At 40.2% G+C, this 23202-nt stretch carries 26 protein-coding genes; 18 read left to right on the top strand and 8 right to left on the bottom strand.

The genetic code is table 11. The features are described from left to right. Nucleotides 1-6: 6 nt before the first annotated feature. The 3 genes from M5121_RS11460 to M5121_RS11450 are packed head-to-tail and all read right to left on the bottom strand — an operon-like array spanning nt 7 to nt 1765. Nucleotides 7-654, bottom strand: coding sequence for a hypothetical protein (locus tag M5121_RS11460; RefSeq protein WP_249571251.1), 648 nt, complete (start codon nt 652-654; stop codon nt 7-9). Between the two features lie 17 nt (nt 655-671). After that, entirely contained in the window at nt 672-1097 is a 426-nt protein-coding gene (locus tag M5121_RS11455; protein WP_004664913.1) for a ClpXP protease specificity-enhancing factor, read from the bottom strand. 11 nt (nt 1098-1108) lie between these two features. After that, complete coding sequence (locus M5121_RS11450; protein ID WP_087544644.1) at nt 1109-1765, bottom strand: glutathione S-transferase N-terminal domain-containing protein; 657 nt, start codon at nt 1763-1765, stop codon at nt 1109-1111. 126 nt (nt 1766-1891) lie between these two features. Between M5121_RS11450 and M5121_RS11445 the strand changes: the two genes are divergently transcribed. Then, on the top strand, nt 1892-2362 hold the full coding sequence (locus M5121_RS11445) for an immunity protein RhsI2 family protein (RefSeq protein ID WP_249571250.1): 471 nt from the start codon (nt 1892-1894) through the stop codon (nt 2360-2362). Between the two features lie 66 nt (nt 2363-2428). Here the strand turns inward: M5121_RS11445 and rpsI are convergent, their stop codons facing one another. Then, nucleotides 2429-2815, bottom strand: coding sequence for a 30S ribosomal protein S9 (gene rpsI / locus M5121_RS11440; protein WP_004640839.1), 387 nt, complete (start codon nt 2813-2815; stop codon nt 2429-2431). Between the two features lie 12 nt (nt 2816-2827). Further along, nucleotides 2828-3256 (bottom strand): 50S ribosomal protein L13, encoded by a 429-nt coding sequence (gene rplM, locus M5121_RS11435; RefSeq protein ID WP_004664909.1) that lies wholly within the window; start codon nt 3254-3256, stop codon nt 2828-2830. 263 nt (nt 3257-3519) lie between these two features. Here rplM and M5121_RS11430 point away from each other — a divergent pair, with 263 nt between their 5' ends. The 17 genes from M5121_RS11430 (at nt 3520) to M5121_RS11350 (ending at nt 19795) form a co-directional block, all read left to right on the top strand. After that, nucleotides 3520-4149 carry a hypothetical protein gene (locus M5121_RS11430; RefSeq protein ID WP_249571249.1) on the top strand — a complete coding sequence of 210 codons (630 nt, stop codon included), beginning with the start codon at nt 3520-3522 and terminating at the stop codon, nt 4147-4149. A gap of 434 nt (nt 4150-4583) precedes the next feature. Beyond that, nucleotides 4584-5552: a 4-hydroxythreonine-4-phosphate dehydrogenase PdxA gene (gene pdxA / locus M5121_RS11425; protein ID WP_249571248.1), complete on the top strand. Its 969-nt coding sequence runs from the start codon at nt 4584-4586 to the stop codon at nt 5550-5552. Nucleotides 5553-5584: 32 nt separating this feature from the next. Further along, nucleotides 5585-6397, top strand: a complete 813-nt coding sequence (gene rsmA, locus M5121_RS11420; RefSeq protein WP_249571247.1) for a 16S rRNA (adenine(1518)-N(6)/adenine(1519)-N(6))-dimethyltransferase RsmA — start codon at nt 5585-5587, stop codon at nt 6395-6397. Then, nucleotides 6397-7236 carry a symmetrical bis(5'-nucleosyl)-tetraphosphatase gene (locus M5121_RS11415; protein ID WP_249571246.1) on the top strand — a complete coding sequence of 280 codons (840 nt, stop codon included), beginning with the start codon at nt 6397-6399 and terminating at the stop codon, nt 7234-7236. The genes rsmA and M5121_RS11415 overlap by 1 nt, the downstream gene beginning before the upstream one ends. A gap of 157 nt (nt 7237-7393) precedes the next feature. Beyond that, on the top strand, nt 7394-8680 hold the full coding sequence (locus tag M5121_RS11410; RefSeq protein WP_249571245.1) for a glycosyltransferase family 4 protein: 1287 nt from the start codon (nt 7394-7396) through the stop codon (nt 8678-8680). A gap of 24 nt (nt 8681-8704) precedes the next feature. After that, the gene (locus M5121_RS11405) at nt 8705-9256 is read left to right on the top strand and encodes a phosphatase PAP2 family protein (RefSeq protein WP_241340084.1); all 552 of its coding nucleotides are present in this window, start codon (nt 8705-8707) and stop codon (nt 9254-9256) included. A gap of 94 nt (nt 9257-9350) precedes the next feature. Further along, on the top strand, nt 9351-9551 hold the full coding sequence (gene iscX / locus M5121_RS11400) for a Fe-S cluster assembly protein IscX (protein WP_004664895.1): 201 nt from the start codon (nt 9351-9353) through the stop codon (nt 9549-9551). 108 nt (nt 9552-9659) lie between these two features. Then, entirely contained in the window at nt 9660-10091 is a 432-nt protein-coding gene (gene ndk, locus M5121_RS11395) for a nucleoside-diphosphate kinase (protein WP_003654870.1), read from the top strand. Nucleotides 10092-10212: 121 nt separating this feature from the next. Next, nucleotides 10213-11448, top strand: a complete 1236-nt coding sequence (gene rlmN / locus M5121_RS11390) for a dual-specificity RNA methyltransferase RlmN (RefSeq protein WP_249571244.1) — start codon at nt 10213-10215, stop codon at nt 11446-11448. Between the two features lie 17 nt (nt 11449-11465). Further along, nucleotides 11466-12269, top strand: a complete 804-nt coding sequence (pilW, locus tag M5121_RS11385) for a type IV pilus biogenesis/stability protein PilW (protein WP_087547108.1) — start codon at nt 11466-11468, stop codon at nt 12267-12269. Further along, nucleotides 12260-13060 (top strand): helix-turn-helix domain-containing protein, encoded by an 801-nt coding sequence (locus M5121_RS11380; RefSeq protein ID WP_087535642.1) that lies wholly within the window; start codon nt 12260-12262, stop codon nt 13058-13060. The genes pilW and M5121_RS11380 overlap by 10 nt, the downstream gene beginning before the upstream one ends. Nucleotides 13061-13082: 22 nt before the next feature. Beyond that, nucleotides 13083-14198: a flavodoxin-dependent (E)-4-hydroxy-3-methylbut-2-enyl-diphosphate synthase gene (ispG, locus tag M5121_RS11375; protein WP_004664888.1), complete on the top strand. Its 1116-nt coding sequence runs from the start codon at nt 13083-13085 to the stop codon at nt 14196-14198. Further along, the gene (hisS, locus tag M5121_RS11370; protein ID WP_249571243.1) at nt 14195-15487 is read left to right on the top strand and encodes a histidine--tRNA ligase; all 1293 of its coding nucleotides are present in this window, start codon (nt 14195-14197) and stop codon (nt 15485-15487) included. Before ispG ends, hisS begins: the two co-directional genes overlap by 4 nt. 31 nt (nt 15488-15518) lie before the next feature. Continuing rightward, nucleotides 15519-16217, top strand: a complete 699-nt coding sequence (locus M5121_RS11365) for a YfgM family protein (RefSeq protein WP_005162294.1) — start codon at nt 15519-15521, stop codon at nt 16215-16217. Next, entirely contained in the window at nt 16217-17359 is a 1143-nt protein-coding gene (gene bamB, locus M5121_RS11360) for an outer membrane protein assembly factor BamB (RefSeq protein WP_249571242.1), read from the top strand. The genes M5121_RS11365 and bamB overlap by 1 nt, the downstream gene beginning before the upstream one ends. 176 nt (nt 17360-17535) lie before the next feature. After that, a complete protein-coding gene (gene der, locus M5121_RS11355) occupies nt 17536-18945 on the top strand; it encodes a ribosome biogenesis GTPase Der (RefSeq protein ID WP_005214471.1) in 1410 nt (469 codons plus the stop codon). Nucleotides 18946-19141: 196 nt separating this feature from the next. Next, the gene (locus M5121_RS11350) at nt 19142-19795 is read left to right on the top strand and encodes a 4'-phosphopantetheinyl transferase family protein (RefSeq protein ID WP_249571241.1); all 654 of its coding nucleotides are present in this window, start codon (nt 19142-19144) and stop codon (nt 19793-19795) included. Nucleotides 19796-19889: 94 nt separating this feature from the next. On the opposite strand, the gene secF is transcribed toward M5121_RS11350, so the two are convergent. From secF to yajC, 3 genes are read right to left on the bottom strand one after another with little or no spacing between them, the layout of a single operon-like run. Continuing rightward, nucleotides 19890-20858 (bottom strand): protein translocase subunit SecF, encoded by a 969-nt coding sequence (secF, locus tag M5121_RS11345; protein ID WP_249571240.1) that lies wholly within the window; start codon nt 20856-20858, stop codon nt 19890-19892. A 10-nt stretch (nt 20859-20868) separates the two neighbouring features. Next, nucleotides 20869-22770 (bottom strand): protein translocase subunit SecD, encoded by a 1902-nt coding sequence (secD, locus tag M5121_RS11340; RefSeq protein ID WP_249571239.1) that lies wholly within the window; start codon nt 22768-22770, stop codon nt 20869-20871. 51 nt (nt 22771-22821) lie between these two features. After that, the gene (yajC, locus tag M5121_RS11335) at nt 22822-23151 is read right to left on the bottom strand and encodes a preprotein translocase subunit YajC (RefSeq protein WP_004664873.1); all 330 of its coding nucleotides are present in this window, start codon (nt 23149-23151) and stop codon (nt 22822-22824) included. Nucleotides 23152-23202 lie beyond the last annotated feature (51 nt).

The raw sequence follows: 23202 nt of genomic DNA, 5'->3' as shown, positions 1-23202 counted from the left end.
ATATGCTTAAATAGTCGTCAGCTGAATGTAGCTGCAATATAAAAATAATAAAATAATAAGTGCTGTTACAGGTGCAATAATAAAAGACCATGTCGGTGTAGTTGGTTCAGGAGTTGAAATTTCTTCAGTATGTTGTGCTTGATGTACCATTTGATTAAATTCCTGTATCGTTGTCTCTAGAGAAACTTCTTGCTGTATGACTGGTTTTGAACCTAAAAGTTCAGTGAGTTGGTTGGTTGACCAAACCCAATCTTCTGCTTGTCCAGATAAATGTTCTATTTGACCTAAGAGAAGCTCACTAAAACCTGTTTGACCAAAGCTACCTGTTTGGTCTAATTGATTTAATTCTGCGAATTGTAAAGTGAGTATTTCTGAAATACTTGACTCTAACTCAGAAGGGCTTAAAGCGGATTGATTATATGCAGAGGTTGTAAGATGTCTAGCTATTCCTTGGATATAAAGGGGATCAGATGTTTTTATTTCCTGATAAAGTTTTTGATTATCTTTTTTCCAAAGACTGACCAGCTGTCCAAGAGCAAGCATATTCACTTCATCAATAAAATAAAGTCTTTCTTTTGATGAGTGTTGATCAAAGAGCTGTGGTTTTTGAAGTTTAATTTGTTCAGAAAAGTATTGAACTAAGTCAAATGCCATCGTGCATTTCCTCGCTTTTAATCTAAAATCCTAAGAGAAGGTTTTTTCTTATTCGGTTCGGCTTCTTGCTTTTTATCTTCTATTGGAGTTTCGATAGTCTCTTGAATATCGCCATATTCGCTTGGATCAAAAAATAAACCTTGTCCATTTTCTCTAGCATAGAGCCCTAAAACAGCGCGAATAGGTACATAAATATCTTTTGCTACCCCACCGAAACGGGCTGAAAATGAAATAGCATCATTATCCATATGAAATTGATGGATTGCATGGGGTGCCAGATTTAAAACGATTTGTCCATCTTTTACAAATTGTTGAGGAACATCTGTGTGTTGTTGTGTTGCATCAACGAGTAAATAAGGCGTCAATTGGTTATCACAAATCCATTCATAAATGGCACGTGCAAGATAAGGGCGTGTGGGTGTAACATTTAATTGATCTGACATAATTTACAAGCTTATTTAATCATAGGAATTAAATCATTGTAGCTGTTTTTTTCTTGAGCTGTCATTGATTTAATGAAAGATGGGCGACTGAAAACACGATGACAATATAAAAAAATAGGTCGGCAATGTTGCGGTGGAAGTTCAATTCCCATACTTTTTAATCTAAGAAAAATTGGTGCGAGCATACAATCTAAGATTGAAAACGTCTCAGACATAAAAAAAGGAAAATGTTGGAATAATGGGGTGAGTGAAATAAGCGTATCTCTAAGTTCTTTCTGGGCTTTTTGTTTTTCTTGCGGGTTCAGCGTATCGGTATGTCTAAGCATTTGATCTGCAAGCTTGAACCAATCTTGTTCAAAACGCCAAATATATTGACGTTGCTCCGCTCTGGCCATTGGAGCATCCGCATAAAGCTTATTTTGACGATAGCGATCATCCAGATATTCACTAATGATATTTGGTGAAAAAAGTTTTAGATTTTGTTCAATCAACATAGGAAGTTGATTGTAGGGATTGAGATCAGCCAAATCTTCATCTTCATGATCGGTGATAATCAGATGATATTTAATCTGCTTTTCAGCGAGTAAAAAACGAATCCAGTGTGAACGGAAATCATCTGCATGACTATAAAGCGTAATGCCTTGAATAGGCGTATTTTCGATGTTCATTTTCCAAAATTGAGCTGAGTCAATCGGGTAGAATACTAAAACTGAGCAGTAAAATCACGGGGACTTTAATGATATCTCTTTGATCTATAATTTTGAGTGATAAAAAACTATACTCAGATAAATTTTATGCCAATTAAAAACATGCCAAAAACAATGAAACAATTGTATTCAGCTATTCCCTGTATTGAGCAGGATCCTGAACATGTGAAAGGTGCCCAAGAATTAACATTGGATCCTGAATTTCCTGACGTTGGCTTAAAAGGCACTTTTGGTTTATTTGGTTCCGACGCGTGGATATCTAATCTCAAGAAAGGTGTAATTCCACGACAAACAATTATGGGGCGTATTGTAAGAGTTTATGCAACCAATAATATGGATGGATGCCGTAAACCAAATGTCATTGATATCAAAGTCGATGAGTCGAATGAGATTTTTATGGAATGGATGCATTTAAATGTTAAGTCGCAAAAAAAATATTATCGAGTCGGAAAGGAAATTCACATCTCATACTATATTGAGGAATTAAAAAGTATAGATGAGCAAACAGGGCAACATGATCAATTAAAGTGTGTTTATGAGATTTATGTAGAAACTTAATATGATGATTAGGTCAATAAAAAAACCTCGGATAAATCCGAGGTTTTTGTCCAATTCGTAAAACGATTAACGTTTAGAGAATTGAGGACGTTTACGAGCTTTACGTAAACCAAGTTTCTTACGTTCAACTTCACGAGCATCACGAGTAACGAAACCAGCTTGACGAAGAGCAGGTTTTAAAGTTTCGTCAGCAGCGATCAATGCACGAGTAATACCGTGACGGATAGCGCCAGCTTGACCACCAATACCACCACCTTTAACAGTGATGTAAAGGTCAAATTTTTCAGTAACTTCTAAAAGCTCTAAAGGCTGACGTACAACCATACGAGCAGTTTCACGACCGAAATATTGCTCTAAAGTACGATTGTTGATTACGAGTTTGCCTGTACCAGCTGATAAGAAAACACGTGCAGTTGCGGTCTTACGGCGACCTGTACCATAATTAGTAGCCATGTGCTGTATCCCTTAGATGTCCAAAACTTGTGGCTGTTGAGCAGTATGAGGATGCTCGCTACCAGCGTACACTTTCATTTTTTTGATCATTGCATAACCAAGAGGACCTTTTGGTAACATACCTTTAACAGCTTTTTCTAAAACTGCTTCAGGTTTGTGAGCGATTAACTTTTCAAAGTTAGTCTCACGGATACCACCAGGGAAACCAGTATGGCGATAGTATTTCTTATCAAGTGATTTATTACCAGTCACTTGAACGTGTTCAGCATTGATCACAACGATGTAGTCACCAGTGTCAACGTGAGGAGTATAAGAAGTTTTGTGCTTACCGCGTAAACGACGAGCGATTTCAGTCGCAAGGCGACCTAAAGTTTTGCCAGAAGCATCAACAACATACCAGTCGTGTTGAACTTCAGCAGGCTTAGCGCTGAGAGTTTTCATTAACCACTACCTATTATAGTTGGTTTGAGCAAGGAATCGCCCAAACAAAAGGAGACCGAATTCTATATGAATTTCTAAAATCACACAAGAACAATTCATTGTTAATGTCATATTTTGCTGCAATGTGACTGATTTTGTAACTATATCGCCGTTAATTTTGAGCTACATTTTTTGGCTTGAGAGGCGGTGGTATTTGACTTATCATTTTTCAATTAATTATTTGAAATAAGTAGAAGTATTTACCTCTTCTTTTGGGGAATTTGATGAAATTGTCGTTTTCTACAAACATTATTGTAGTCGCTATTTGCGTAATAGTTTGTTCCACACAAGCGAATGCACGACGCCTCTACAAATGGGTCGATCAGGGCAGTGTAACCAATTATTCTGAATTTCAGCCCAAAGAAGGTACAAGTCGTAAAGTTGAAGTCTTGGAGACTCGTGGTGAGCATGTTGATCCAGCAATGATGGTCACTGCTGAAATGAAACCACTTGAAATACCAGATGATCAAACGAACCCCTTAGCACAACCCTCAAGTTCTTCAGTGCAAGCAAATGCTCCCCTGCATCAACAATCATCGCAGACTATTGTAAAACAAGGTGCTATAGCATCTCCTTATACTTCTCACCCAGTAAATACGCCTCCATTGCCAGAAAAGAAAGAACCACAACTCGTGCAGCAGCCTCAACCTGTAGAGAAAAAAGAGCCGATTGCGAATCCATTTATAGAGAAGCCGAGTAGTGTTGCGGTTGTTGCAGTAGAAAAGAAAGAAGAGACGGCGGTTGTTCAACCTGAGAAAAAGGTACAACCAAAAATTAACCCGTGGACTCGTCAAGTTGAATTTGTACCTTCTAATCTAGTGCCTGAAAATCTGCCTAAAGCGAAAAAGCCTTAAAAATTTCAAATTGTTCACTATTTAGTTTTATTCTCTTTCTTGATTGCTTCTTATTTAGGGGGGCGTGCTGAGAGGGAATAGAACTTGATGGATAATCATTTTAAGTGTTTCATCAGCGTTATGTTGTGGCATCTAATCGCTCTAATGTTATTCCGATTGATTTTCTTTAGTCGGATTTAAATTCTATTTTTATGGTTTATATTCTTGTATTTATTGGTAAAAATAAATTTATTGTATTTATTGTTTATTAGCTTGTAAATTTTCACTTCATATTTTTTCAAAAACCTTTGCTTATATGGGGAGTGGATTGTTTTTTATTGGTGTTGGTTTGTCTATTGGATGTTTAGTCGATCTTATGGGTATACACAAAACTTTCTAAATAAAAAACTTTCGGTAAACTATAAGGTAATGCTTAAAATTAGAATTGGTGAGTCATGTTGCCTTTGTATGTCACTTCTGGCGAACCAGCCGGAATTGGACCAGATATTTGTCTAAGTCTAGCAAACCGTGTTGATGAGCGACCGATCGTTATTTTGGCTGATGTCCAGATGTTGCAGCAGCGCGCCAAACAGTTAAATATTGATGTTGAACTTATTCCATTTCAGGGCGAAAAACGGTCGAGTTTAGCAGGGCAGCTTTTCGTTGAGCATGTGCCTTTAGCAAAACCTGTTATTTTAGGTCAGTTAGATTCAGCCAATGCTGCTTATGTTTTAGAGCAATTACGTCGTTCAGCTGACTATGCGATGTCGGGGCGGAGTGTAGGGGTTGCTACAGCGCCAGTGCAAAAGTCGATTATTAATGATGCAGGCATTCTATTTAGCGGACATACTGAGTTTTACCAAGAGTTTGCAGGTGTGGATCGTGTGGTGATGATGTTGGCGACTAAAACATTGCGTGTTGCATTGGCAACCACACATTTGCCGTTGCGAGATGTACCTGATGCGATTACTAAAGAGCGTTTGCATCAAGTGATTGATATTCTGATTCAAGACTTAAAAAGCAAATTTAAAATCGCACAACCACGCATTCTGGTCTGTGGCTTAAATCCACATGCAGGTGAAGATGGTTATTTAGGTCGAGAAGAAATCGACGTGATTAATCCAGTGCTAGAAAGCTATCGTGCACAAGGTATAGGGATGAGCCTCTGTTTGCCTGCAGATACCTTATTTACCCCAGAAAATCTAAAAGATGCAGATGCTGTTTTAGCAATGTATCACGATCAAGGTTTACCTGTGTTAAAATCACAAGGCTTTGGTGAAGCAGTAAACATTACATTAGGCTTGCCATTTATTCGAACTTCGGTCGATCATGGTACAGCACTTTCTCTTGCAGGCACTGGACAAGCAAAAGCATCAAGTTTGCAGGTTGCAGTGGATTTAGCACTTGATTTAGCCCGTCAGTAATGGGCGAGTAAATTATTCACGTTGGAATTATTATGTATCAAATTAATGCCCTAAACCCTAAAGATGAAGGGCATCAGGCTCGAAAACGTTTTGGTCAAAACTTCTTACATGATCAACGTGTGATTGCCAAAATTGTACGTTCAGTGAATCCGCGTGCGGGTGAAAATATTGTCGAAATTGGACCGGGTTTAGCTGCATTGACCTCACCTTTAATTGGCGAGTGTGATGCGTTGACCGTGGTTGAGCTAGATCGTGATTTGGCTGCCGGCTTACCGGGACGTGTGCCACATCCTGAACGACTGACCATTATTGAAGCCGATGCTTTAAAATATGATTTCACGCAATTGTTTCAAGACGGTCGTCCACTACGTGTGGTGGGAAATTTACCCTATAATATTTCTACGCCTTTGTTGTTCCATCTCTTGGAGTTTGGTGACAAGGTCAAAGACATGCATTTCATGTTGCAAAAGGAAGTGGTTGATCGTATTACGGCAACACCAAACACCAAAGAATATGGTCGTTTATCGGTGATGATTCAGTATTACTGTAAACCGACTTTCTTATTTGAAGTGCCACCGGGTTCATTTAATCCGCCACCAAAAGTAACATCAGCCGTATTTCGTTTGGAACCTTATGACGTAAAACCGATCGTAGCAAAAAATGAGAAAGCATTGGCGCGTTTAGTGAGGCATGTGTTTACCCAACGTCGTAAGACCTTGCGCAATAGCTTAAAAGGGATGTTGGCAGAAGATGGCTTTGAAAAAGCAGGTGTTGATCCGATGGCGCGCCCAGAAACCTTAAGCTTGGCTGATTTTGTCGCACTTTCTGATCAGATGGTATCTTAATGTCTAAACGCTATAACTATGTCATTGGTGATGTACAGGGTTGTTTTGAAGCGCTGAAAGCGTTATTGAAAGAAATTCGCTTTGATCCAGATCAAGACTTTTTATGGTTTGCGGGTGATTTAGTTGCACGTGGCGAAAACTCGGTGGGCGCATTACGTTTTATTAAAAAACTGGCTGATCGTGGTGCTGCTGCAACTGTATTAGGTAATCATGACCTGACCTTGATTGCTTGTGCCCGTGGTTTTAAAAAAGTTAAAGATAAAGATCGTACTCAGGATGTGATTGATGCGATTGATGGCGATGAGTTGATTGATTGGCTGCGTAAACAGCCGTTAAGCCTATCTCCAAATGCACAGACCTTGATTTCCCATGCAGGTGTGCCGTGTATCTGGAATGCCGAAAAAACGGTGGCATTGGCACAAGAAGTCCAGCAGGTAGTGGGTCATGACGATCTTTCGATTTTAGATAGTTTTCTTGCCGAGATGTATGGTTCACAACCTGATTTATGGTCAGATGAGCTGACAGGTATGGCACGTTTGCGCTGTATTACCAATTATCTGACCCGAATGCGTTTGACTGATGCCGAAGGGCGTTTAGAGTTTGACTTTAAAGATGCACTTGATGCGCCGATGCCAACAGGCTTTCAGCCGTGGTTTGAGTTTGATAGTCAGGCTGCACAGACTCATCAAATTATTTTTGGACATTGGGCGGCCTTACAGGGTAAAACTATTAGTCCTCAAATTCAAAATGTCGATGGTGGTTGTGTTTGGGGACAGCAATTGATGGCGTTCCGTTTAGAAGATCAACAGCTTTTCGCTGTGGATAATCCTTTGGCTTGATTAGCCTGTGATCTCTTTTAAATGTCCATTTTCATATTGAAATCGGGCATTTTCTATTTTTAAGACTGTCAAAAAACTGTCATACACTGATCATTAAAGTGTCAAAAAATATTTATAAGCTAAAAGCATGAAAATAACGACACGAATGGATGGCGATATGCAAAGTACATACGCGACATCTCTACTAAAGCAAGAACAGTTTCCTGAAAGTTTTAAATTTTACTTTAAAAGGAAACAACTCAAAAATAAACAAGATGAATTGTCTGAACTTCGGGATTTAGTTCGCCCTCGTTTGAGAATCGCAATTGTCACTGAAACATGGCCACCAGAAATTAATGGTGTAGCATTATCTATGATGCAATTATGTCAGGGGCTACAACGGCTTGGACATAAAATTCTATTGGTCAGACCTATACAAAAAACGATTTGTACAGAATTTAACCCTGAACAAGAATGCTTGGTGATGTCTCAGCCTATTCCAAAATACCCAAGTGTTCAATTTGGTTGGCCACAATATCTTAAAGTCTCTAAAGCATTTGAGCAGTTCGCACCTGACGTAGTGCATATCGTGACTGAAGGTCCATTAGGTTTAATAGCACTACAAGCTGCAAAGTCAAAAAAAATCGCCGTATCGAGTGGATTCCATTCAGCTTTCCAAGATTTTAGCCGTTTCTTTGACTTGGCTTTTTTAGTCAAACCGATTCAACGTTACTTAACATGGTTCCATAATAGTACAGATGTCACGTGTGTACCCAGTCAATACACGGAACAAGCACTACGTGGTTTTGGTGTGACTTGTCCTTTAGTTGTTGTTGGACGAGGTGTTGATACTGCGAAGTTTTCCCCAAAACATCGTTCACAGCAATTACGCCAACAATGGGGTGTAGGTGCTGATACCCGTGTAATGCTGTATGTTGGACGCTTATCACCAGAAAAAGAAATTGATGTCTTAATTGAAGCTTTCCATGCTTGGCAGAGACAGCAAGGTGCAAATACAAAATTTGTAATTGTTGGAGATGGGCCTGATCGTATTCGTTTGAGTAAATTAGCGATATCAGAAGATATTATTTTTACTGGTAGCTTAAGTGGTAAGAATCTTTCAGCCGCTTATGCAAGTGCAGATGTTTTCGCCTTTGCTAGTCAAGCTGATACGTTTGGAAATGTAGTGCTAGAAGCAATTGCTAGCGGGTTACCAGTGATTGCTTATGACTACGTATGTGCGCATCAGCATGTCAAACATGGTGTTACAGGTTGGTTGAGTCCTCTCGGACAGGCCGCAGATTTAACACAATCCATTTGTCATTTGCCAGCTCTCCCAGAACTGAGAAAAATGGGTTTATTAGCAAGTGAAACTGTACAGGAAACCAGTTGGCAGTTTCCTGTACAACAATTAGAACAAGCACTTTATCAGGTAGCGCAGGAACCTCTTATGAACTCTACCTAAAGTATCCTCAGAAAGGAGAAAAGTATGAAATTTCAAAATGCAAAAATAAAAATGCTCGATCTCGATTTAAAAGGGTGTGTATACCTCAATCATCTCTCTCAGTCCCAACGCATTGCCTTATTTTTTAAAACGATTAGTCGTTTGGGTGATGGACCATTTTGGTATGTCATGTTGTTATCAGTATGGATCGCACAAGGTTTGGCATACGGTCTGCAAATTCTATATTTGCTCGTTGCAGGTTCTGTTGGTACGGGGATTTATAAGTTTTTAAAGCATAAAACGACTCGACCACGCCCTTATCAAGTTCACCAAGTGATTGTACTGGGCGAGCGACCATTGGATCATTTTAGTTTTCCATCAGGTCATACTTTGCATGCGGTCATGGTTACTATTACATTAGGCTATATCCAACCGTTGTTATTAATCTTGATGTTGCCATTTACGATTCTGGTTGCATTGTCCCGCATGATTTTAGGATTACATTATCCAAGTGATGTGATTGTGGGTGCGGTGATTGGTGCATCCGTTGCTAGCGGTATTATTTTGTTGGCACCAAGCTTCAATATCATTCTTTGAATAATTTAACGAGTTTTAATGATAGAAGACTATTTTTTAAATCTTGGGATTTGTTAAAGTACGCTCAATCACAAACTGTTAATTAGGTTATCAAATGGGCTTACGTTGGACAGATACGATTGATATCGCAATCGAACTTACTGAAGCACACCCAGATGTAGATCCTCAATGGATTCGTTTTACTGATTTACATGCTTGGGTTTGTGCATTACCAGACTTTAATGATGACCCAAATAAGTCGACGGAAGGTTTGCTTGAAGCGATTCAAATGGCTTGGTTGGATGAAGTTCGTTAAAAAAACATCAGAAATCACTGAACTTTTACAGATTCAAGCTGATTATTGGCGATGACATCGGTATAATGCGGCAAATTTTTTAGTTTACACCATAAATAGGAGTCAATCATGGCGATTGAACGTACTTTATCTATCGTAAAACCAGATGCAGTTTCTAAAAACCACATTGGTGACATTTTTGCTCGTTTTGAAAAAGCGGGTTTAAAAATTGTTGCGACTAAAATGAAACACCTTTCTCAAGCTGATGCTGAAGGTTTCTATGCTGAGCACAAAGAACGTGGTTTCTTTGGTGATTTAGTTGCATTCATGACTTCTGGTCCAGTTGTTGTTTCTGTTCTTGAAGGCGAAAATGCAGTTCTTGCTCACCGTGAAATCTTAGGTGCTACAAACCCTAAAGAAGCAGCTCCAGGTACAATCCGCGCTGATTTCGCTGTAAGCATCGACGAAAATGCTGCTCACGGTTCTGACTCAGTTGCTTCTGCTGAGCGTGAAATCGCTTACTTTTTTGCTGATAACGAGATCTGCCCACGCACTCGTTAATCCAAAGTATTCAAGCCAGATAAGTGGTATACTACTTATCTGGTTTTTTATTTTTTATAGATTGAGTTGTGTGAAAAACACACAGCATTTTCTAGCGCTGATATCGTTTAGGTAAATATACATGAGTTCTGTAGTGGTCGTTTCATCTGAGAATGTCGATGAAAAACAACAGTCTTTAACTACGTCTGTCGTTCAAGCTGCCGATAAGAAAGTAAATTTACTTGGCATGTCCAGAGCCGAATTAGAAAAATTCTTTGAAGAGTTAGGCGAAAAGAAGTTTCGTGCCGGTCAAGTCATGAAATGGATACACCAGTTTTTTGTCACTGATTTCGCTGAAATGACTAATATTTCAGGAAAATTACGTGAAAAATTAGAAAAAATCTGCGAAATCAAAGCACCTGAAGTGGTGCACCGTAACTATTCTAAAGATGGTACCCGTAAATGGGTATTTCGTGTAGGTGATGGTGAAGGTTCTCTAGTTGAAACCGTACTGATTCCTGCAGAAGATAAAACAGGTGCGCGTAAAACCTTGTGTATTTCATCACAAGTGGGTTGTGCACTGGATTGTTCATTCTGTTCGACTGGAAAGCAAGGTTTCCAACGTGATCTAACACCAGCAGAAATTATTGGTCAATTGTGGATGGCAAATTATTCTTATATGGAAGATGTGCCTGTTGCAGAACGTGAGCGTACCGTGACCAATGTGGTCATGATGGGTATGGGTGAACCTTTACTTAATTACGATGCAGTACTCAGTTCAATGCAGTTAATGTTAGATGATTTTGCCTACGGAATGTCTAAACGCCGTGTAACTTTATCAACATCAGGTGTTGTTCCAAAAATTGATCAATTAGCGCAAGACATCGATGTTGCACTTGCGATTTCATTACATGCACCAAATGATGAACTACGTAATGAATTGGTTCCTATTAATAAAAAATATCCATTACAGCAACTTATTGCTGCGTGCCAACGTTATTTAGCTAAAGATGGCAATGAAAGCTCACGTCGCCATGTCACTATCGAATATGTGATGTTGGAGGGTGTCAATGATCAGCCTGAGCATGCACAGCAATTATTAAAATTATTGAAAAACTTGCCAAGTAAAATCAATCTGATCCCATTTAATCCATTTCCACATGCACCTTACGGACGTTCGAGTCGTAATCGCATCATTGCTTTTCAAAAAACTTTGTCTGACGCCGGATTTGTGTGTACGATTCGTCAGACACGTGGCGATGATATCGATGCTGCATGTGGTCAATTGGTAGGACAGGTTGCTGACCGTACGCGTCGTGCGGAACAGTGGAAGAAGAAAGTGGCGCAACGACAAGAAATTTTGCGCACACAAGGATAAAACTTGGGGATATAGCGTTGAATACAACTCGACTAAAAACGATTATAACGACTGCTGTTGTGTTTACTGTAATGGGTTTAACCGCTTGTCAATCTTCGACAGGGTTGAAGAAAGACCCAGAAAAAGCTGTTCAAGTTCGTTCTCAACTGGCTGCTGAATATATTCGTACAGGTGATTTGGATTCCGCTAAACGTTCTCTTGATCAAGCTTTAAATATTGATTCGCGTGATGCAAACGCCAATATGATGATGGGGATTCTACTGCAACAAGAAGGCAGTAAACCTAATATGGAAAAAGCAGATGCTTATTTTAAGCGTGCGATTTCTTCAGAACCAGATAATGCACAAGCTCGTAATAATTACGGTACATATTTGTATCAAATGCAACGTTATAATGAAGCGATTGAGCAATTTACCCGTGCAGGTGCAACCTTAGGTTATGAACAGCGATTTCAATCGTTGGAAAACTTGGGGCGAATCTATTTAAAGTTAGGCGATGTTGCGAATGCTGAAAAAGCATTCAAACAAGCGCTACAAGCAAATCGTAATGCAACTATTTCAATGTTAGAGTTGGCAGAAATTTTCTATTTGCAACAAAATAATAGAGATGCATCGCAACTATACGAACAGTATGTTCGTAATGTGGGGCAGAAAAACCAAGGTGCACGTGCACTTTGGATTGGTTTACGCATTGCTCGAGCGAGTGCGGATCAATTAGGAATGCAAGTGTTAGTGAATCAATTACGAGCATTATTTCCTGAGAGTCCAGAATATCAACGTTATTTGCAATTACAGTACAGTACTGAGGCCGTATGGAAATAAATCCAAATTCACATCAGCCAACTGGCTCAACCTCGCCATCGTCAACGTTAGGAAATATTCAACGACCTGGTGAGTATTTGCGTCAAATTCGTATTGCACAAAAGAAAGAACTTGAAGAAATTGCAAGCGTATTGAATATGCCCGTTAAAACATTAACGGCATTAGAGCAAGATGACTATAAATCCTTGCCTGAAGCCACATTCATCAAAGGCTATTACCGTGCTTATGCAAAACTGCTCAATGCAGATGCCAGTGCCATTATCCAGCGTTTTGATGAAATCTATGCCAATGACACAGGTCTCAAGGCCAATCATGCCCTGAGCAACTCCCCAATCAAGACTATGGGCAAGCTTGCTGGATCGAAAAGTGTACGTAATCGTAAATGGTTGAAACGTATTGCTATTTTAGCTGCTGTTTTAGTCTTAGCTTGGTTAGCAGTGATGGCTGTACAAAATTGGACATCAAGCCACAAAGATGATGCAGAAGTTGAAGCGCCGAAAGCAAAAAGTTCTGATGTCGAAATTATACCGATGGGAACCACAACGAACGTAACTTCTGGCGACCAATTAGTTTTGAACTTTAGTCGACCAACATCTGTGCATATCGTTGATGCAACAGGTAAAGTATTAGCAACAGGTCGTCAAGCATCTACATTAACTTTGAGTGGTGAATCACCATTCCAAATTCGTTTAGATGATGCAACAGCTGTATCCTTGACCTTGAATCAGGAGCAAATATCTTTGTCTCCATATACGGTTAATGGAAAAGCAGAATTCCGTTTGTCTCGTTAATGCCAAAGAGTAGAGCTATACGATGATTGTGAATCCAATTAAACGCCGTCCAACACGTAAAATTCGTGTTGGTTCAGTGTATGTCGGTGGTGATGCCCCGATTAGTGTTCAAAGTATGACCAATACTGAAACCTGTGATGTGGATGCAACTGTAGCGCAAATCCAGCGCTGTGCAGATGCAGGTGCGGATATCATGCGTGTTTCTGTACCGTCAATGGAAGCAGCAGAAGCTTTTGGGGCAATTCGAAAACGAGTCTCTGTCCCATTGGTTGCTGACATTCACTTTGATCATCGTATTGCTTTAGCAGTTGCGGACTATGGCGCAGATTGTTTGCGCATTAATCCGGGTAATATTGGTTCGGATCAGAAAGTACGTGAAGTCGTTGCTGCAGCAAAACATCATGGTATTTCGATTCGTATCGGTGTGAATGCAGGTTCTCTGGAAAAAGACTTACAAGTGAAATATGGTGAGCCGACAGGGCAGGCCTTGCTTGAGTCAGCGATGCGCCATATCGATATTCTCGACCGTTTAGATTTCCATGAGTTCAAAGTCAGCGTTAAGGCATCGAATGTATTTTTAACGATGGATGCTTATCGTTTGCTGTCTCAACAGATAGATAATCCACTGCATCTTGGTGTGACTGAAGCAGGGATTTACCGTACGGGTACAGTCAAATCAGCAATTGCCTTGGGCGGACTGTTGATGGAAGGCATTGGCGATACTATGCGTATTTCGCTCGCGGCTGAACCTGAGGATGAAATTAAAATCGGTTTTGATATTTTAAAATCGTTGGGCTTACGTTCAAATGGTATTAACTTTATTGCTTGCCCAAGCTGCTCACGTCAGGAATTTAATGTGATTCAAGTGATGCAGGCTTTGGAAGAGCGCCTAGAAGATATCCGTACACCGATGGATTTATCCGTGATTGGATGTAAAGTGAATGGTCCTGGTGAAGCTAAAGAGGCGGATATCGGTATCGTTGGCGCATCACCACGTTCACTGGTCTATCGTAATGGTGAAAAAAGTCATTTAATTGACACAAATCAGTTGGTTGATGAAATTGAAACAATGGTTCGTCAACGTGTTCAAGAGCTTGAAGAAGCTAAATCTAAAGAAATTATTCGTAGTTCATCATGAGTTCAATTGTCGCGATCAAAGGTTTTAATGACACCCTTCCAACACAAACTGCTGCTTGGAGAAGTCTGGAACAACAATTAGCATCTTTAATGGATGCCTATGGCTATCAACAAATCCGTTTACCGATCGTTGAACAAACGGGTTTGTTTAAGCGTGCGATTGGTGATGCAACCGATATCGTTGAAAAGGAAATGTATACCTTTTTTGATAAAGGTACTCCACCTGAATCGCTGACTTTGCGTCCAGAAGGTACGGCTGGGTGTGTGCGTGCGATGTTGGAACATAACTTATTGCGTGGCGCAACACCGCGTGTTTGGTATGTGGGTCCAATGTTCCGCTATGAAAAGCCACAAAAAGGTCGCTATCGCCAGTTCCATCAATTTGGTGTTGAAACTTTTGGTGTGGCAACGCCAGATATTGATGCAGAAATCATTTTAATGACGGCTCGCCTATGGAAACGTATGGGTGTAGCAGCAAATGTTCGTCTAGAACTCAATACTTTAGGTGAGACGGATGAGCGTGCGGAATATCGTGCTGCTTTGGTTGAGTTTTTAAATCAGCACAAAGATGCATTAGATGAGGATTCACAACGCCGTTTAAGTACCAATCCATTACGTATTTTAGACTCTAAAATTGAATCAACACAAAAGATTTTAGAAAATGCACCAAAGTTGCATGATTTCTTAAAAGAAGATTCGATCAATCATTTCCAACAGTTACAACAGTACCTCACTGATGCAGGCGTTGAGTTTGTAATTAACCAGAAGTTAGTACGTGGCTTGGACTACTACAACAAAACTGTATTTGAATGGACGACAACGATGTTGGGTTCACAAGGAACAGTCTGCGCAGGCGGTCGTTACGATGGCTTGGTAGGACAACTGAAAGGTAAAGCAGATCAATCTGTACCTGCAGTTGGTTTTGCAATGGGTATGGAACGTTTACTGTTGTTGCTTGAGCAGGTTGAACAAGCCCAAGAAGTACGTGATTGTGAAGTTTTCTTATTGGCTGAGCCTGCATTTCAAGCTAAAGCTTTAGTATTAGCAGAGCAAATCCGTGACCAGTTAGAATCAGCAAACAGCTCAATTCGTCTGAAAACAGGTTCACAAGGCAGTATGAAAAGCCAAATGAAAAAGGCTGATCAATCGGGTGCAATCTATGCAGTGATTTTGGGTGAGCGCGAGTGGGAATCACAACAGCTTTTGGTCAAAGAGCTAGCAACGGGTGAGCAGGCGCAGGTCGCTTTAACTGAGCTGACATCTTTTTTTATCGAAAAATTTAAACAATAAATTGCATAATATTTAGGGAAAGGACAATCACATGAGTTTAAGTGATGAAGAACAACTCGACCAATTAAAGTCTTTTGGCAAAAAATATGGTTCTGCCATGATTAGCGGGATTCTGATTGCCTTGATTGCCTTTTTCGGATGGGAATATTGGCAAAAGAAAAATTTAGCTGAGGCACAGAGTCAAACGGCGAAAGTACAAAAATTGATGGACGAAGCTAAGGCTGCATCAGGTCAACCAAATGCTTTCGCTACAGTATCTGAAGCAGCAGATAAAATTGTGAAAGATGATGCTAACTCGGTTCAGGCGATTCAAACCCAATTTATCTTGGCGAAGCTTGCTTATGATAAACAAGACTATGCTGCAGCTGAAAAAGCATTAAAGAAAGTTGAAAACTCAAAAGTTAAAGATGCGGGTTTGCTGCAAATTGTAAAAATACGTTTAGCGGATTCACAATTAGCACAAAAGAAATATGATGAGGCGCTGAAAACCTTATCAAACGTGACTGAACCAGCGTTTAAAGCAACTGCAGAAGAGTTACGTGGTGATATTTTTGTTGCAAAGAAAGATACCGCATCGGCGCAAAAAGCATATCAAAGTGCTTGGGATAGCCTCATTGAACGTAAACAAGAGCGTCAGCTTTTACAAATTAAACTCGAAAGCGTTGGTATTTTAGTAGATGATCCTGAAATTGAGCGCCCGATCTTAGATACCAAAGTGGATGAGTCTTAATGCAGAACAAACTAAAATTACCTTTGGCAATTGCAATTGCTTCAGCTTTATTAATTGGATGTTCAACCAATAAAGTAAAAGAAGTGAAACCGAATTCGTTGCCAAAAATTACGCAACAGCAAGGCTTAAATCTGGTCTTTTCTCAAAGTGTTTCGTCGACAAATGCAGCAGAAGCTTTACGCTTGCAGTTAGATACAGATAACGGTGTAATTTTTGCGATTGATCCAGATGGTCAGGTTTCTGCTTATAAAGCTAAGCAGCGTCTTTGGAAAAGTAAGGTTACTAAGCAAGAACTTACTGCTGGTGTAGAAGCGGGTGAGGGTATTGTCATTATTGGTAATCGTAAAGGTGAGTTATTTGCCTTAGATCAGGCTACTGGTAGCCAAAAATGGTCTGCCAAATTATCTGGTGCGATTTTGTCTCCTTCACTCATTCAATCGGGACGAGTTATTACGATTGCAAATGACGGGACTGTATTTGCGCATGATACTGTTACTGGACAGCAAGTGTGGGCATATAAATTACCAAACGTTCAGTTTAGTTTACGTGGTCAACCTGCACCCGTTCGTTTAGATGAACGTACAGTCGTTGTTGCATCAGCGAATGCTTATGTTTATGCATTGGATGTAATCAGTGGCGTGCCGCGTTTCCAACGTCGAGTTGCAGTAAGTGATGGTCGTTCGGATATTCAACGTTTGATTGATGTTGTCGGTGACCCAGTTGTTGCAGGTCAATATCTAGTAACAACCAGTTTCCAAGGGCAAGTGACAACTACTGATCTTACGACACAGCGTGTGGTGTGGAGTGAAGATGCAAGTAGTACGAATAGCGCTGAAGTTTCAGGTGATAAAGTTTTTGTCTCGACTGCAGATGGAAAATTGAAAGCTTATAATTTAGTGACAGGCGAACTTCTTTGGCAGAATGAGGAATTACTTAACCGTCAATTAAGTAATCCTGTGATGCTTGGACAGAACCTTGTGGTTGGCGATTTAGATGGAGTTATTCATTTGATTGATCCAAACACAGGGAAGTTGATTGGTCGTGCGAAAACCAGTGGTGAAGTCCGTTCATTGCGTGTGATTGATAATCAGCTTTACGTTGCAACTCGAAAAGGTGCATTAAGCATTTGGCAGAATCGTTAATTTTGCCTTAGCTTGTGGTAAAATATTTAATTAGCAATTGCTAATAAAAGAATGATCGGGGTATTTGTTTGAACAAAACCCCGAATTTTTATTGTGATTATTTGATCACCAAAATCTTCCATACTGTTTCTGATACGATGTCATCAATGATGGCTCGTCTGAATTAAGGTTAATTTATGAAACCCGTTATTGCGCTTATTGGTCGTCCAAACGTCGGAAAATCAACGCTATTTAACCAAATCACTAAAAGTCGTGATGCTTTGGTTGCTGACTTCGCTGGTTTAACTCGTGACCGCAAATATGGCGATGCGGTGTATCAAAATAAATCATTCATCGTCGTTGATACTGGCGGTATTGGTGAGAATGAAGGCGGTATTGACTCATACATGGCGGAGCAGTCAAAAACTGCCATTCATGAAGCAGATATCATTGTTTTTGTTGTGGATGCACGTGCAGGTTTGTTGGCATCAGATGAACAGATTGCCCGTGAATTGCGTACACTAGGTAAGAAAGTTTATTTAGTTGCCAATAAGGTTGATGGTGTTCATGCAGAAGCCGCGCTAGTTGAATTCTATAAACTTGGTATGGGAGAACCTATTCAAGTTGCGGCCAGCCATGGTCGTGGTGTGCAGCAAATGCTTGAGGAAGTATTAGCTGAAGTACCAGAAGATGAAAATCCTGAAGAACATAACAAAAATACAGGTTTGCGTTTGGCGATTATTGGTCGTCCAAACGTAGGTAAGTCAACTTTAGTCAACCGCTTGCTTGGCGAAGAGCGTGTAGTTGCATTTGACCAGCCCGGTACTACACGTGACTCAATTTATATTCCTTATGAGCGTGATGGTCGTCAATATACGTTGATTGATACTGCGGGCGTGCGTCGTAAAGGTAAAGTTGATGAAATGATTGAGAAGTTCTCAATCGTGAAAACATTACAAGCGATCAAAGATGCTCACGTGATTGTCGTTGTGCTTGATGCACGTGAAGGGGTCGTTGAGCAAGATCTACATTTAATTGGTTATGCATTAGAAGCTGGTCGTGCCATGGTGATCGCCATTAATAAATGGGACAACATGACTGAATATGATCGTAAGCAATGTAAGCTTGATGTTGATCGCCGTTTTGACTTTATTCCTTGGGCGAAAGTACATTTAATCTCGGCATTACATGGAACTGGTGTGGGTGATTTATACCCAACCATTCATCGTGCTTATGATTCATCACATTTGAAAGTGTCACCAGCAAAATTAACGCAGATTTTGAATGACGCGACTGACGCGCATCAACCACCAATGATTAGTGGTAAGCGTATTAAAATGCGTTATGCGCATATGGGCGGACAAAATCCACCTACAATCGTGATTCATGGTAACAAAGTAGATAAAACACCTGCTGATTACCGTCGTTATTTGGAAAACGTGTTCCGTAAAGTGTACAAGCTGGAAGGTACACCAGTACGTATTGATTTTAAAACCTCAGAAAACCCATTTGAAGGTCGCAAATCTCAAGTTGATGAGCGTGTTGCAGCACGTAAACGTCGTTATGTACAGAAATTTAAAAAGGCTGAGAAAAAATTTAAGCGTTAAGCTGATTTTGCCGTTAAAACCCAAACATTGTTTTGGGTTTTTTTATGCTTTTCAATGTGACTCATGAGATAAGTTGCTCATGCACTTGCGAATGAAGTCTTAAGTTAGGTGATTAAACGAAATAAGCTTGATTATAATCTTCTAAGTTTTTATACAATCAGGTTTATATTGAACGATGTTTTGTTGAGTGAAGCTGATGGTGATACGTAAAATTGAAATACATATTCAAGCTTTGGCTTCACTTCTTGAGCGAGATAAAGCGGATTTCTCAGATTTTAGATCGTTTAATGATTATCAAAAACAACAGATTAAAGCCTATCGGGATCACCTTCTGGCAAATAAATTAAAGTGTTTAACGACTGATCTACAATTTTCAAAACATGAATACGGTAAGCCATTTTTAAGCTCTCATACCTTGGAATTTAATCATTCACATAGTCAAAAATACTATGCTTTGGCGATAAGCGAGCGTGTGAAAGAGATTGGTGTTGATGTGGAAGAGTTGGATCGGAAAGTTCGTTTTGATGCTTTGGCTCAACATGCCTTTCATCCTGAAGAATATCAAGCATGGTTGCAACAAGATCAAGACCCAGAGTATTGGCTCAGAGTATGGACGACTAAGGAAGCAATTCTAAAAGCATCAGGTTTTGGAATTAGACTGGATTTAAATAGTCTAAATACACAAGTTCATCCATCACATGATGGTGGAATGTGTACTCATCCTTTGATTGGAACATTTGCTTATCAAAATTTTGTTTTAAATCAGAAGATCGTGCTGACTATCGCATGGGGTGCAGAGCAGTCTTGTCGTGGTTTTCAATTTCCGCAGATTCAAATTATTCAATATTGATAAATGAAGAACATGCAACCCCGTGCTCTAATCTTAATCAAAAAAGCCAGCATTATGCTGGCTTTTTTGATTTGAATTTTACGATGATTTAGATTTAAGGAATTTCTTCTTCATCAAATTCAGGTTTAACTTGGACAATAAAATCTTGACGATTTAAACCACGCCATAAAGCAAATGCTGTACCAATATAAATAGATGAGTACGTACCAATAAAAATACCAACACACATTGCAATTGAGAACCAATGTAAACCATCACCTCCCCAGAACATCATGGCAAGAACCACAAGTAATAGAGTCATTGAGGTATGGATCGTACGGCGCAAGGTCTCTGTTAATGCGATATCTACAATTTCACGTGGTGTTGCTCCACGAATTTTACGGAAGTTCTCACGGATACGATCCGATACAACGATGTTATCGTTGAGTGAGAAACCCATTACCGCAAGTATTGCTGCAAGCACGGTTAAATCAAATTGCCATTGGAACAATGCAAACGTTCCGATGATAATTACGATATCGTGAAATAATGAGATTACGGCACCCATTGCAAGTTTAAACTCGAAACGAATGGTGACGTAGATCAGCATTAAGATCAAAGCAAGTGCAAGCGCACCTGCAGAGCGGATATAAAGCTCATTACCTACTTGACCGCCAACAGAGTCAACTTTATGAACTTCTGCTTGGTTATTTGGCAATTGGACTGCTTTAGTGATGGTATCGTTTAGATCTTCAACTTTAAGATCTTCTTGCACTGGCATACGTACAATCAGGTCTTTATTACTTCCTAATGTTTGTACAACGGCGTCTTTAAAGCCTGCTTTATCGAGTGCTTGAGCGACTTGAGCGGGTTGAACAGCTTCTTTGTAGTTGAGTTCAGCAGAGATACCTCCAGTGAAGTCCAAACCGAGATTCAGCCCTTTTGTGACGATAAAGAAAATGCTCGCAAGGGTAATCAAGATCGAGAAGATTGCAGCAGGTTTAGCAATCTTCATGAAAGGAATGATTTTTAGATCATCTGGGCGACCGTATTGTTTTGATTCTTGTTGAGTCAGATCAGTCATGTGAATCTCCTTAAATACTCAACTTAGTCAAATTACGGCGTTTGCCATAAATGAGCTGGACGACAGCACGGGTCACAGTAATCGCAGTAAACATTGAACATACGATACCGATCATCAAGGTGACCGCAAATCCTTTGATTGGGCCTGTACCAATTGCGAACAAGATAAATGCCACGATGAAAGTGGTTAAGTTCGAGTCAAAAATGGTGTTATAGGCCCGATCATAACCCGCGATAATGGCTTGTTTAGGGGAGGCGCCCCAAAGCATTTCTTCTCGGATACGTTCGCAGATCAGTACGTTGGCATCAACCGCCATACCAATACCAATGACGATCCCCGCGATACCTGGTAAGGTGAGGGAAGCGCCAATCCATGACATTACAGTAAGAATCATGGCAAGGTTGAACACCAATGCAAAGTTGGCAATCAAACCGAATAAACGGAAGAACACGATCATCCAGATTGCAACCAACAGGAAGCCGATTTGGACTGATAACACGCCCTTATCAATATTTTCCTGACCCAGGCTAGGACCGACTACACGCTCTTCCACGAAGTACATTGGTGCAGCCAAGGCACCTGCACGAAGCATCAACGCCAGTTCAGCCGCTTCCTGTGGAGAGTCAAGCCCTGTGATACGGAACTGGGAACCCAACACGGCCTGAATGGTTGCGGCATTGATCACCACAGACTCGGTATATGGAGTACGAACTTCAGTTTGGGTCCCTGTTTGAGGATCAGTGACATAGCTGATTTTTTGCTTATTTTCAATAAACAGCACTGCCATTCGTTTACCCACAGCACCACGGGTGGCATCTGCCATGAGCTTGCCACCAGCGGAGTCCAGCGTAATGTTGACTTCTGCACCACCTGAATCCTGACTAAAGCCAGAGGTTGCGTTCTGGACGCGTTCACCGGTCAAAATACGATTACGTTGTAAAAGAAGTTGACGACCGCTGTCCAGAGATTGATAAGCAAAAACCTCAGTACCCGGTGGAAGTGGTTGACCATTATATTTGCCAGTGTATTGATCAATATATTGATCATTACTGTCAGCAACTAAACGGAATTCTAAGTTCGCGGTACGACCTAATACACGTTTTGCTTCAGCAGTATCTTGAACACCCGGTAGCTCAACCACGATACGGTTACTACCTTGCGTTTGTACCAATGCTTCTGCTACACCAAGTTCGTTAATACGATTACGTAATGTAGTTAAGTTTTGGTTGACTGCATAAGACTGAATTTCTTGACGACGAGTATCTGTATAATTCAGTTTTAGAGTCGCGCCAGATGTCGTTGCAATGGCTTGTTGAGTAAACTCATTACTGTTACGACGTAAAAAATCTGCTGCGGCATCACGATCTGTATTGTCAGCAAATTGGATCGTAATGGTGTTATTACTTAAAGCAAGGTTATTAAATTTAATTTTGTTGTCACGAAATTGACGACGCAAATCAGTCGCAGATGTTTCCATACGCTGACCAATCGCTTTATCCATGTCGACTTCAAGCAAGAAATGTACACCGCCACGTAAGTCCAAACCGAGTTTCATCGGTTTAGCCCCAATCTTTCGCAACCATTCTGGTGTTGTTGGTGCAAGGTTGAGTGCAACCACATAGTCATCACCTAAATCACGGCGCAACACTTCTTTGGCTTTTAACTGTGCTTCTGAAGAGTCTAAACGTAATAATGCCGCATTATTGGTGAAGCTATTGTCGTGACTGCTAATGTTGGCAGTTTTTAAAATCTGCTCCGCTTTTTGCACAATGGTTTGATCTATTTTTGTGCCTGCTTTAGCGCCTGAAATTTGGACAGCAGGTTCATCTGGATACAAACTAGGAAGTGCATATAACGTACTGATCACAAGTACCACAAGGATCAGTAAATATTTCCATGCAGGGTAACGCATTCGCTTTCTTCTTAAATGAAAAAGTCGTGCTGAGGCACGACTATCTTATGATTAAAGGTTATTTAGTGTGCCTTCAGGTAATACTGAAATGACACTCGCACGTTGAATTTTTACATCGACACCACGGCTAAGTTCAACGACTGCAAAGTCACCATCAAGTTTGGTGATTTTTCCCATCAAACCGCCTGCAAATACGATTTCACTGCCCACACCTAAGCTTTCGATTAAAGAACGATGCTCTTTAGCACGTTTTGCTTGAGGTCTCCAAATCAAGAAATAAAAGATCCCGATAAATACAGCAATCATCAACAAGTTTGCCATCAGGCTAGGGCCTTGTGCAGCCGCTGGAGCAGCGTGAGCAGTAGAAATTAAAAAGCTCATTTCGATTTCCTAAAATTAAAAAGTCAAAAATTAATAATAAAATTCCAATTC

It is taken from the genome of Acinetobacter sp. ANC5681 (genome assembly GCF_023488045.1).
Taxonomy (GTDB): domain Bacteria; phylum Pseudomonadota; class Gammaproteobacteria; order Pseudomonadales; family Moraxellaceae; genus Acinetobacter.
Note: the sequence above shows the minus strand (reverse complement) of the source record. Positions and strands in the feature narration are given on the sequence as shown.

Coding starts and splice junctions, on each gene's coding strand:
- M5121_RS11380 (WP_087535642.1), top strand. CDS start 12,260: ATGGAAATAAATCCAAATTCACATCAGCCAACTGGCTCAACCTCGCCA.
- M5121_RS11430 (WP_249571249.1), top strand. CDS start 3,520: ATGAAATTGTCGTTTTCTACAAACATTATTGTAGTCGCTATTTGCGTA.
- ndk (WP_003654870.1), top strand. CDS start 9,660: ATGGCGATTGAACGTACTTTATCTATCGTAAAACCAGATGCAGTTTCT.
- M5121_RS11415 (WP_249571246.1), top strand. CDS start 6,397: ATGTCTAAACGCTATAACTATGTCATTGGTGATGTACAGGGTTGTTTT.
- M5121_RS11350 (WP_249571241.1), top strand. CDS start 19,142: ATGGTGATACGTAAAATTGAAATACATATTCAAGCTTTGGCTTCACTT.
- pdxA (WP_249571248.1), top strand. CDS start 4,584: ATGTTGCCTTTGTATGTCACTTCTGGCGAACCAGCCGGAATTGGACCA.
- ispG (WP_004664888.1), top strand. CDS start 13,083: ATGATTGTGAATCCAATTAAACGCCGTCCAACACGTAAAATTCGTGTT.
- rlmN (WP_249571244.1), top strand. CDS start 10,213: ATGAGTTCTGTAGTGGTCGTTTCATCTGAGAATGTCGATGAAAAACAA.
- M5121_RS11460 (WP_249571251.1), bottom strand. CDS start 654: ATGGCATTTGACTTAGTTCAATACTTTTCTGAACAAATTAAACTTCAA.
- der (WP_005214471.1), top strand. CDS start 17,536: ATGAAACCCGTTATTGCGCTTATTGGTCGTCCAAACGTCGGAAAATCA.
- secF (WP_249571240.1), bottom strand. CDS start 20,858: ATGACTGATCTGACTCAACAAGAATCAAAACAATACGGTCGCCCAGAT.
- yajC (WP_004664873.1), bottom strand. CDS start 23,151: ATGAGCTTTTTAATTTCTACTGCTCACGCTGCTCCAGCGGCTGCACAA.
- M5121_RS11450 (WP_087544644.1), bottom strand. CDS start 1,765: ATGAACATCGAAAATACGCCTATTCAAGGCATTACGCTTTATAGTCAT.
- rpsI (WP_004640839.1), bottom strand. CDS start 2,815: ATGGCTACTAATTATGGTACAGGTCGCCGTAAGACCGCAACTGCACGT.
- bamB (WP_249571242.1), top strand. CDS start 16,217: ATGCAGAACAAACTAAAATTACCTTTGGCAATTGCAATTGCTTCAGCT.
- rplM (WP_004664909.1), bottom strand. CDS start 3,256: ATGAAAACTCTCAGCGCTAAGCCTGCTGAAGTTCAACACGACTGGTAT.
- M5121_RS11445 (WP_249571250.1), top strand. CDS start 1,892: ATGCCAATTAAAAACATGCCAAAAACAATGAAACAATTGTATTCAGCT.
- M5121_RS11405 (WP_241340084.1), top strand. CDS start 8,705: ATGAAATTTCAAAATGCAAAAATAAAAATGCTCGATCTCGATTTAAAA.
- iscX (WP_004664895.1), top strand. CDS start 9,351: ATGGGCTTACGTTGGACAGATACGATTGATATCGCAATCGAACTTACT.
- secD (WP_249571239.1), bottom strand. CDS start 22,770: ATGCGTTACCCTGCATGGAAATATTTACTGATCCTTGTGGTACTTGTG.
- hisS (WP_249571243.1), top strand. CDS start 14,195: ATGAGTTCAATTGTCGCGATCAAAGGTTTTAATGACACCCTTCCAACA.
- M5121_RS11410 (WP_249571245.1), top strand. CDS start 7,394: ATGCAAAGTACATACGCGACATCTCTACTAAAGCAAGAACAGTTTCCT.
- M5121_RS11455 (WP_004664913.1), bottom strand. CDS start 1,097: ATGTCAGATCAATTAAATGTTACACCCACACGCCCTTATCTTGCACGT.
- M5121_RS11365 (WP_005162294.1), top strand. CDS start 15,519: ATGAGTTTAAGTGATGAAGAACAACTCGACCAATTAAAGTCTTTTGGC.
- rsmA (WP_249571247.1), top strand. CDS start 5,585: ATGTATCAAATTAATGCCCTAAACCCTAAAGATGAAGGGCATCAGGCT.